Raw genomic sequence first — 9,852 nt, 5'->3', positions numbered from 1 at the left:
GGGCCGGGGGGGGGGGGGGGCGTCCGCGCCGGCCACTTGGGGCGGGGGGGGGGGTGTGGGGGCATATAGCACCCTCCCCCCCCGCCCCCCCCCCCCCGCCCGCCGCGCGCCCCCCCGCGGCGGCCTGGCGGCGCACCTGCGCGAACCCACGCAGGTGGTGTTCCTCGCGCTGCTCGGCCTGGTCGCGGTCGGCTGGGCCCTCGTCGCGCTCGACGGCGGCCAGTTCCTCACCATGGAGAGCGTCGTCGGGATCCAGCAGCGTTCCGCGGCCCTCGGCATCGTGGCGATCGGGCAGACGCTGGCGATCCTGGCCGGCTCGCTCGACCTGTCCGTGGCGTACCTGATCAGCCTGTCCTCGCTGGTCGCGGCGGAGATCATGGCGGGCCAGGACGGGAACGTCGGGCCGGCGATCGCCGCGGTGCTGGTCATCAGCTCGCTGGTGGGGCTGGTCAACGGGCTGGTCATCACCAGGCTCCAGGTCCACGCCTTCATCGCCACGCTCGGCGTCGCCCTGATCATCAAGGGCATCGTCGACCACCTGTACGACGGCCCGGCGGGCAAGGTGCCCGAGTCGTTCCAGCTCCTCGGCTACTCCCGCATCGGGCCGATCCCCGTCTCCGCCATGCTCTGGGCGGGCGTGGCCGTCGTGGCCTGGTTCCTGCTGAGCAGGACCCGGCTGGGATACCGGATCTACGCGGTGGGCGGCAACGAGGAGGTCGCCCGGCTGTCCGGGATCCGTACGGGCCGGGTCATCGTGATCACTCACGTGCTCTGCTCGGTCTGCGCCGGCATCGCGGGTCTGCTGCTGGCCAGCAGGCTCGGGGCGGGGGCGCCCACGGTGGGCACCGATGGCGGCTACGACCTGGAGTCCATCGCCGCGGTCGTGCTCGGCGGGACCGCGCTGGCCGGAGGCAAGGGCGGGGTCGCCGGAACGGTGGGCGGGGTCCTGCTGCTGGCCGTCCTGGACACCATCTTCAACCAGCTCGAGGTCAACTCCTTCGTCAAGGACGTGGTCCGCGGCGTGGTCATCGTCATCGCGGTGGCGGTCTACGCCCGGCGCGGAACAAGGCGGTCGGCATGAAGCGGGCACTTCCCATCCTCGCGGTCCTCGTGGTGCTGCTGACCGCGATCGCGGTCGCCAACCCCTACTTCCTGGAGCCCGCCGGGTTCCTGGCGTTCCTCAAGCGGGCCGCGCCGCTGGTGATCCTCGCCGCGGGGCAGTATTTCGTCATCGTCTCCGGCGAGTTCGACCTGTCGGTCGGCTCGCTGGTGACGGCCGAGGTGGTGATCGCCGCGCGGCTCATCGACGGCGACGAGTCCGCCACCTGGCCGGTCCTCGCCCTGCTGATCGTCGTCGGGCTGCTCGTCGGGCTGGTCAACGGCGTGGTCACCACCAAGCTGCGGGTGCCGTCGTTCATCGTGACGCTCGGCATGCTGCTCGTCCTCAGCGGGGCGGTCTTCCTCTGGACCGGTGGCGCGCCGCGTGGCGCGCTGTCGGAGGGCTTCCGGGTGTTCGGCCGCGGCGGCCTCGGGCCGCTGCCGTGGTCGGTGCTGATCCTGCTGGCCATGGGCGTGGCGGCGATCTGGCTCATGCGCGCCGATTTCGGCAGGACCCTCATCGCCACCGGTGACAACGAGCGCGCCGCGGCACTGTCCGGGGTCCGGGTCGACCGGGCCAAGATCTTCGCCTTCATGCTCTCCGGTCTGTCCGCGGCCGTCGCGGCGATCCTGCTCGGCGGTTTCGCCGGGGTCTCGGCTCAGGTGGGCCAGGGACTGGAGTTCTCCGCCATCACCGCGGTCGTCCTCGGCGGCGTGGTGCTCGGCGGCGGCCGCGGCTCCGTGCTGGCCGCCATGGCCGGGGCCGTCACGCTGGAGGCACTGTTCACCCTGCTCAACCTGTACGGAATCTCGGGGGCGCTGGAGTTCACCGTGCAGGGCGTCATCATCATCGCCGCGGTCGCGGCGGGAGCCATCCGACTTCCCTGGAAGTCCACCCCCCGAAGAGGAGACGCACATGCCGCGTCATAAGGCCGCAGTCGCCGTGTTCACCGCGCTCGTCCTCGCCGGCTGCACCACCGACAAGCCGACGTCCACCGCCCAGCCCGCGACGCCCGCGGCGAGCGCCGGCCAGAGCGCGCAGGGTTCCGGCACGGGCGCGCAGTCGAAGTTCTTCGTGCAGGCGGACTTCGACGCCCAGCTGGCCATGCGCTCCCAGGCACCGCAGGGACCCACGGACAAGCCCTGGGAGCAGGCCATCGCCCCGAAGATGATCGACACGGCACAGTACAAGAAGGACGGGCCGTACCACCTGTGCTTCTCCAACGCGGCGGTCAACAACCCCTGGCGCCAGGTCGGATGGAAGACGATGCAGGCCGAGGTCGGCCTGCACAAGGAGATCGACAAGTTCACCGCGCTGGATGCCGAGGGCAAGGACGACAAGCAGATCTCCGACATCGCCGAGCTCCAGGCCAAGGGCTGCGACGCGCTGATCATCTCGCCGAACACCACGGCCACGCTCACCCCCGCCGTGACGGCCGCCTGCGGGAAGGTGCCCGTCATCGTGTTCGACCGGGGCGTGGAGACGGACTGCCCAGTGACGTTCATCAAGCCCATCGGCGGCTACGCCTTCGGCGCCGACGCCGCCGAGTTCCTGGTCGAGAAGGTGCCGGCGGGCGGGAAGGTGCTGGCGCTGCGCATCCTGCCCGGCGTGGACGTGCTGGAGACCCGCTGGTCGGCCGCGAAGGTGGTCTTCGACAAGAGCAGCCTCCAGGTGGTGGGAGTGGAGTTCACCGACGGCGACGCCGCCAAGACCAAGAGCATCGTCAGCGACTACATCCAGCGGCACGGCAAGATCGACGGCGTCTGGATGGACGCCGGCGCCACGGCGGTGGCCGCGATCGAGGCGTTCGAGGACGCCGGCCTGCCGGTGCCGCCGATCAACGGCGAGGACCAGCAGGACTTCCTGCAGAAGTGGAAGGACGCGAACCTGGCCGCCGTCGCACCCACGTACCCGACCTACCAGTGGCGCACCCCGATCATCGCCGCGCTGAAGATCCTCAAGGGCGAGGAGGTGCCCGAGATGTGGAACCTGCCGCAGCCGAAGGTCACCAGCGAGAACCTTTCGGCCTACCTCAAGCCCAACATGCCGCCGCTGCACTACGCGCTGTGCGGTTGTGAGGACCTGCCCGGGTTCCCGGAGACCTGGGGCGGGAAGAAGAGCTGATCGGCTCCTTCCGCGAACCGACGACGAAGAGGGACGCCATGTTCTCCATCGGAGTGAACACCTGGGTCTGGGTCTCCCCGCTGACCGACGACGACCTGGCGCGGCTCGCGCCCCGCATCGCCCGGTGGGGCTTCGACGTCATCGAGCTGCCCGTCGAGCAGCCCGGCGACTGGAACCCGGACAAGGCCGGTGCGGTGCTCGCCGAGCACGGGCTGGCCGCGTCCGTGGTGCTGGTCATGCCGCCGGGGCGCGAGCTCGTGGCCGCCTCCCCGGAGACCGTCCGCGACACCCAGGACTACCTGCGGCACTGCGTCGACGTGGCGGTGACCGTCGGCTCCCCGGTGATCGGGGGGCCGGCGTACGCCTCGGTCGGCCGTACGTGGCGGCTCTCGCCGGACGAACGCCGCGGGGTCTACGCCGAGCTGCGTGAGCATCTGCGTCCCGTCCTGGACCACGCGGCCGAGCGCGGGGTGAAGCTCGCGGTCGAGCCGCTCAACCGGTATGAGACCAGCCTCGTCAACACCGTCGAGCAGGCGCTCGACGCGCTGCCCGAGGACTGCCACCTGGCACTCGACGTCTACCACATGAACATCGAGGAGAAGGACCCTGCCCAGGCGGTGCGGGTGGCGGCGGATCGCATCGCGCACGTGCAGGTGTGCGGCACCGATCGCGGCACGCCGGGAGCCGACCGCTTCGACTGGCCCGGCTTCACCCAGGCCCTGCGCGACGCCGGCTATCAAGGGCCGCTCGTCATCGAGTCGTTCACCGCGCACAACCAGACCATCGCCACCGCGGCGTCCATCTGGCGGCCCCTCGCGGAGAGCCAGGACGCGCTGGCCGTGGACGGCCTGGCGTACCTGCGTACCCTCTGACACCCGCCTCCCCGGCCTGAAAGTTTCATACTCATTCTCCCGTTGAGCGCTTGAGACGCGACGCCGGTGGTTGTCATGTGAGGAGCGGCGGAACCGCTAAGAGATCGCCGACGTCGCTTTCACCTGCAGATATTCGAGATCGGCAGCGAGGCATTTGCCCGGCAGAAGAGGAAAGGCGGTCCTCGATTCACTGGATAAGCATGCTTGACAGGTATCTTGTGCAGGCTTATTTTCATTCCGAATCGATCAGTTGCATGGTCAGGCCCCGGCACCCACCGCGCCACGCGCCATCCACCGACCATGGCGTCCTTGCCGCAAGACCGGCCCGGCGAGCCGAGACGACGCATGCCTTCCCATCGCCACCCGTCAACTCCGACCGTTGCCGGTAACCCCCCAGGAGATCCTTCATGCGAAGATCACGCCTGTTCTCCGCCCTGGCCGCGGCCTTATTAGGGCTGTTGGTGTCCTCGGCGCCGCTGGTGGCGCACGCGGCCGCTCCGCAGTTCAAGGTGCTGCTGTTCACCGAGACGGCGAGCGGCGCCTACAGGCATGACTCCATCCCCGCCGGCGTCGCGATGTTCCAGCAGCTGGCGACCGACAACAACTTCCAGGTCGACCGCAGCGAGGACTCCGCCGTCTTCACGAGCGCGACCCTGAACACCTACGACGCGGTGATCATGTTCCAGACCAGCGGCATGGTCTGGGACAACGACGCCCAGCGTCAGGCCTTCCAGGCCTATGTGCGCGGCGGCCGCGGCGTCGTCGCCATCCACAACGCCACCGACATGAACATCGAGACGCAGTTTCCCTGGTGGGACCAGGTGGTCCTGGCCGGCGCCCACATGACCGCGCATTCGGCGGTCCTGCAGGGCACCGCCAAGGTGGCCGACAAGGCGCACCCCTCCACGAAGGGCCTGCCGGATCGGTGGGTGCGCTCGGAGGAGTGGTACAACTTCGACAAGAACATGCGGGGCTCGGTGCACGTCCTGGTGACCGCGGACGAGACCACCTATGACGCGGGGCCGAACAAGATGGGCGCCGACCACCCGATCTCCTGGTGTCACAACCCGGAGGGCGGCCGGGTGTGGGCCACCGCGATGGGTCACCAGGCGTCCTCCTACTCCGAGCCGCAGTTCAAACAGCACCTGCTGGGTGCGGTGCAGTGGGCGGCGGGCGCGGCACCGGGTGACTGCGGCGGTACGGTCGCGGCCCGGTTCCAGAAGGTGACCCTCGACGGCGCCCCCGACCAGCCGATGGAGCTGGACGTGGCCGCCGACGGCAGGGTCTTCTACATCTCGCGCTCCGGCAAGGTGAACATGATCCCCGCCAATGGCGGGGGCACGCGCGTCATCGGCACCCTGTCGGTGTACGACGGCGGCGAGGACGGCGGCATCGGGCTGGCGTTGGATCCCGACTTCGCCACCAACGGCTGGATCTACGTCAACTATTCGCCGTCCAACGGCGGTGAGGTGAACCGGGTGTCGAGGTTCACCTTCAACGGCACCAGCCTCGACCTGGCGAGCGAGAAGAAGGTGATCGAGGTTCCGGCGTACCGCAACGTCGACGAGCCCGGCCACACCGGCGGCTACCTCGCGTTCGGGCCGGGCGGCAACCTGTACATCGGCCCGGGTGACGACACCAACCCCAACGGCTCCAGCGGGTACGCCCCGATCGACGAGCGGCAGGGCCGGGAGCATTTCGACGCTCAGCGCTCCTCGGCGAACACCAACGACCTGCGCGGCAAGATCCTGCGCATCCACCCCGAGCCCGACGGCACCTACACGATCCCGTCCGGCAACCTGTTCACGCCCGGCACCGCCAGGACCCGGCCGGAGATCTACGCGATGGGCTTCCGCAACCCGTTCCGCTTCTCGGTGGACAAGGCGACGGGCTGGATCTCGGTGGGTGACTACGGCCCCGACGCGGGCGCCGCCAGCTCCACCCGCGGTCCCGAGGGCACCGTCGAGTGGAACCTGATCAAGCAGCCGGGTTTCTACGGCTGGCCGTACTGCGTCGGCAACAACATCCCGTTCAACGACTTCAACTTCGCCACCAACACCTCCGGCGCGAAGTTCAACTGCTCGGCACCGGTCAACGACTCACCCAACAACACCGGCCTGAACAGCCTGCCCGCGGCCAAGCCCGCGACCGTGTGGTACAACTACCACGCCTCGGCCGAGTTCCCCGAAATCAACTGCTGTGGCGGTGCCGCCCCGATGGGTGGCCCCTTCTACCACTACGACGCGGCCAGCAGCTCGGACCGGAAGTTCCCCGCGTATTTCGAGGGCACGCCGTTCTTCTATGAATGGAGCCGCAACTTCGTCAAGGAGTTCCGCCTGGACTCCTCGGGCAACCTCCTGAAGATCAACCCCTTCGTGGCACAGCTCGCCCCGCGTGCGCCGATCGACATGAAGTTCGGCCCGGACGGCGCCCTGTACATGGCCGACTGGGGCAACGGCTTCGGCCACGCGAACACCGATGACAGCATCTACCGTGTCGACTACGTAGCCGGAAACCGCGCGCCCCTGGCCAAGGCGAGCGCCAACCCCGACTCGGGCACGGCACCGCTGGCGGTGGCGTTCTCCTCGGCCGGCTCAGCCGACCCCGACGGCGACGCGATCACCTACGCGTGGGACTTCGGCGACGGCGCGACCTCCACCAGCGCCAACCCCTCCCACACTTACAACACCAACGGCACGTACACGGCCAAGCTGACCGTACGGGACTCCGGCGGGAAGACGGGCAGCGTCACGTTGCCCATCGTCGTCGGCAACACCCGTCCCAAGGTGGCCTTCTCGGCTCCACCCGACGGCGGGTTCATCGACTTCGGCGACCAGGTGGCCTACACGGTGAACGTCACCGACGCCGAGGACGGCGCCGCCGACTGCACCAAGGTCAACGTGATCACGGCGCTCGGCCATGACCAGCACACCCACGACACCGGCCAGTACACCGGTTGCTCCGGGACGGTCACGACCACCGCCTCCGGCCATGACGAGGCCTCCAACGTCTACTACGCACTGTCCGCCGACTACACCGACAAGGGCGGCCTGGAGGGCAGCGCCGGCATAACCCTGCAGCCCAAGCACAAGCAGGCCGAGCACTTCACCGGCTCGACCGGAATCCGGATCGTCGACGAGCCCGGAGCCGAAGGCGGCAGGCGCATCGGCGACATCTCCAACAACGACTGGATCTCCTTCAGCCCGATCAACCTGGCCGGGATCGACACGGTGTCCTTCCGCGTCTCGGCACCGTCCAACACCGGGGCGTCCATCGAACTGCGCGCCGACTCGCCGACCGGGGCCCTCCTCGCCTCCAGCCCCGTGCCGGCGACCGGGGGATGGAACACCTACGTGTCGCTGCCGGCGGTGCAGGTCACCGACCCCGGTGGCACCCGCAATGTCCATGTCGTGTTCAAGGCGCCGTCCGCGAACTCGTTCGACGTGGACTCCATCACCTTCAACGGCACGGGCGTCGGGCAGGGTGACGGCCCGCCTCCGGGCAGCACGAGCGCGCTGCGGGGTGTGGCCTCGAACCGGTGCCTGGACCTCAACGGAGCCACGCAGACGAACGGCACGCAGGTGCAGATCTGGGACTGCAACGGGGGGCCCAACCAGCAGTGGACGTCGACCGATTCGGGGGAGCTCCGGGTGTACGGCAACAAGTGCCTGGACGTGAACGGGGCCGGTACTGCGGACGGCACCGCGGTGATCATCTGGGACTGCAACGGGCAGAACAACCAGAAGTGGCGCCTCAACGCCGACGGCAGCATCACCGCCGTCGGGGCGAACAAGTGCCTGAACGTCACCGGCGCCGGCACCGCCAACGGCACCAAGGTGCAGATCTGGGCGTGCAACGGCCAGAACAGCCAGAAGTGGACCCGCGTCTGATCCCCATGTGACGCCCGCCCGACCCTGGAGCCGGCCCGCCTCCCTGCGGCCGGCTCCAGCCTCCTTGGTGCCTTGCGATGATCTCGATGGTGCACCCCATACGGTGCGCGCCGGAGCCGCGGAGGAAGGAGCGAATCAGGCAGCTGGTGTTGGGTCGCCCTGATCATCCGCCTGCCGCGACCGGCGAGCCTACCAGCGCAATTCCCCGCTTTCGTCCTGGAAGGTTCCCGTCGGACCGTCCGCGTCGAGAGTTGCCAAACGCACGACAGTTCTGGCGCTCTCCTCCGGTGGTCTTCCGCCTCCGAGGGCCGCGGTCAGGTCGGTGGCGGTGAAGCCGGGCTCGAGTGCGTTGAACTTGATGCCCGGCTGGGACTTGGCGTACTGGACCATGAGCATGGTGGCTGCCGCCTTGGACGCGGAGTAGAGCGTGGCCGTCAGGTGGAACTCCGGCCGGTCGGGGTTGTTCACTGCCCAGAATGACCCGGCGCTGCTCGAGACGGTGACCACGTTAGGGTTCGATGATCTGCGCAGCAGGGGAAGTGCCGCCTCCGTGACACGCACGATTCCCACCGCGTTGGTGTCGAAGACTCGGAGAGCCGTTGGCCCGTCGATGACTCCGTTCTCCAGGATGCCCGCGTTGTGCACCAGGACGTCGAGCCGGCCCTCGGCCGCATCAATCGTCGCCAGCGCGCTGCTCACCGATGCGTCGTCGGTCACATCGAGCTGCACGAATCGTGCGCCAAGTGCTGCCGCGGCCTTCTCACCTCGCTCGACGTCACGCGCCCCGATGTAGACGGCGTGGCCCAGCTCCAGAAGCTGTTTGGCTGTCTCGAAGCCGATGCCCTTGTTGGCCCCAGTGATCAGTGTGATGGTCAAGTTATCGCCTTTCTGTATTACAGAATCCAAAATTTGGGCAAGCGGACACCCGTGCGACTGGAGTGCTCGTTCTCAGTCGAGGAGTGAGCGCAGGCCGTTGAGTGCGATCTGCCGCAGCAGCCCGGGCTCGACCCCGGCCTGTGCGGTCACCCGCAACCCGGAGATGACCGTCATCACCAGCAGGGCCCCCTCGTGCGGGTCGGCATCCGCTCGGATGCTGCCGTCGAGGCGCCCGGCCCGGATCGCCCCCTCAAGGAGGTCCAGGTGCTCGCGCAGGTCTCGATCGAGGATGCGGGCCACGCGCTCGTCCCGCTCGCGCAGGTCGGGGGTCATCATGCTGTGCACCACCATGCATCCGGCCGCATGCCCCTGTTCGCGTGCCGCGCGTTCCTCCTCGACGACGCCCTCCATCAGGGCGCGAAGCCGCTCGGCCCCGCTGAGCCGGGCATCGGCGAGCACCTGCGCCCGACGCTCACGGAACCCGGCCACGTACCGCTCCAGTGCGCGCACGAACAGTTCGTCCTTCGAGACGAAGGCGTTGTACAGGCTGCTGCGCCGCACCCCCGCCGCCTCGCAGAGCTGCTCGGTCGAGGTGTCGGCGAAGCCGTGTACCCGGAACTCCGCCGCCGCCGCGTCGAGCACCGCGGTCTCGTCGAAGGATCGTGGCCTACCCATGTGGGGGATGCTACCAGGTTTTGTATTTGATAATCCAGAACTGATGCCGCATGCCGCCCGCTCCTGCCGCTGATGGAGGGGCGGCCCGGACAGCCGGGCCGCCCCGAGACGATTGGCGCCCAGAACCCGGTTCAGAAGGTGCCGGGCCGGCCACGTCGTTCCGAGCCGGATCCGTGTCGCGCCATCAGCGCTGCAGGGTCAGCACACCGGGCCGGTAGGGGAGCAGGCCGTAGTCGCCGCCGGAGTTGGGGTTGCGTCCCTGGTAGAGCAGTTGCAGGTTGCAGGGGTCGATGGTCATGGTCTGGTCGGCGCTGGT

Annotated in this window: 7 protein-coding genes; 5 read left to right on the top strand and 2 right to left on the bottom strand. The window is 68.8% G+C overall.

Annotated features, from left to right (window positions below):
• The first annotated feature begins 154 nt into the window (after window positions 1-154).
• The 5 genes from AB0J69_RS60795 to AB0J69_RS60775 all read left to right on the top strand — a co-directional run bounded on the left by AB0J69_RS60795 (window position 155) and on the right by AB0J69_RS60775 (window position 7,985).
• Window positions 155-1,081 (top strand): ABC transporter permease, encoded by a 927-nt coding sequence (locus tag AB0J69_RS60795; RefSeq protein ID WP_364138274.1) that lies wholly within the window; start codon window positions 155-157, stop codon window positions 1,079-1,081.
• Window positions 1,078-2,028, top strand: a complete 951-nt coding sequence (locus AB0J69_RS60790) for an ABC transporter permease (protein ID WP_364138271.1) — start codon at window positions 1,078-1,080, stop codon at window positions 2,026-2,028. Before AB0J69_RS60795 ends, AB0J69_RS60790 begins: the two co-directional genes overlap by 4 nt.
• Window positions 2,015-3,223, top strand: a complete 1,209-nt coding sequence (locus tag AB0J69_RS60785) for a substrate-binding domain-containing protein (RefSeq protein WP_364138269.1) — start codon at window positions 2,015-2,017, stop codon at window positions 3,221-3,223. Before AB0J69_RS60790 ends, AB0J69_RS60785 begins: the two co-directional genes overlap by 14 nt.
• Window positions 3,224-3,261: 38 nt before the next feature.
• A complete protein-coding gene (locus AB0J69_RS60780) occupies window positions 3,262-4,095 on the top strand; it encodes a sugar phosphate isomerase/epimerase family protein (protein ID WP_364138266.1) in 834 nt (277 codons plus the stop codon).
• Window positions 4,096-4,502: 407 nt separating this feature from the next.
• Entirely contained in the window at window positions 4,503-7,985 is a 3,483-nt protein-coding gene (locus AB0J69_RS60775; RefSeq protein ID WP_364138264.1) for a ThuA domain-containing protein, read from the top strand.
• A gap of 189 nt (window positions 7,986-8,174) precedes the next feature.
• On the opposite strand, the gene AB0J69_RS60770 is transcribed toward AB0J69_RS60775, so the two are convergent.
• Window positions 8,175-8,861, bottom strand: a complete 687-nt coding sequence (locus AB0J69_RS60770) for an SDR family NAD(P)-dependent oxidoreductase (RefSeq protein WP_364138261.1) — start codon at window positions 8,859-8,861, stop codon at window positions 8,175-8,177.
• Between the two features lie 72 nt (window positions 8,862-8,933).
• Window positions 8,934-9,536 carry a TetR/AcrR family transcriptional regulator gene (locus AB0J69_RS60765; RefSeq protein ID WP_364138258.1) on the bottom strand — a complete coding sequence of 201 codons (603 nt, stop codon included), beginning with the start codon at window positions 9,534-9,536 and terminating at the stop codon, window positions 8,934-8,936.
• Between the last annotated feature and the right edge of the window lie 316 nt (window positions 9,537-9,852).

This window comes from Nonomuraea sp. NPDC049709 (assembly GCF_040674815.1).
GTDB lineage: Bacteria > Actinomycetota > Actinomycetes > Streptosporangiales > Streptosporangiaceae > Nonomuraea.
Note: the sequence above shows the minus strand (reverse complement) of the source record. Positions and strands in the feature narration are given on the sequence as shown.

What these genes read in the sequence shown, in the direction of transcription:
- AB0J69_RS60790 (WP_364138271.1), top strand. Translation starts at nt 1,078, where the DNA reads ATGAAGCGGGCACTTCCCATCCTCGCGGTCCTCGTGGTGCTGCTGACC.
- AB0J69_RS60785 (WP_364138269.1), top strand. Translation starts at nt 2,015, where the DNA reads ATGCCGCGTCATAAGGCCGCAGTCGCCGTGTTCACCGCGCTCGTCCTC.
- AB0J69_RS60780 (WP_364138266.1), top strand. Translation starts at nt 3,262, where the DNA reads ATGTTCTCCATCGGAGTGAACACCTGGGTCTGGGTCTCCCCGCTGACC.
- AB0J69_RS60775 (WP_364138264.1), top strand. Translation starts at nt 4,503, where the DNA reads ATGCGAAGATCACGCCTGTTCTCCGCCCTGGCCGCGGCCTTATTAGGG.
- AB0J69_RS60765 (WP_364138258.1), bottom strand. Translation starts at nt 9,536, where the DNA reads ATGGGTAGGCCACGATCCTTCGACGAGACCGCGGTGCTCGACGCGGCG.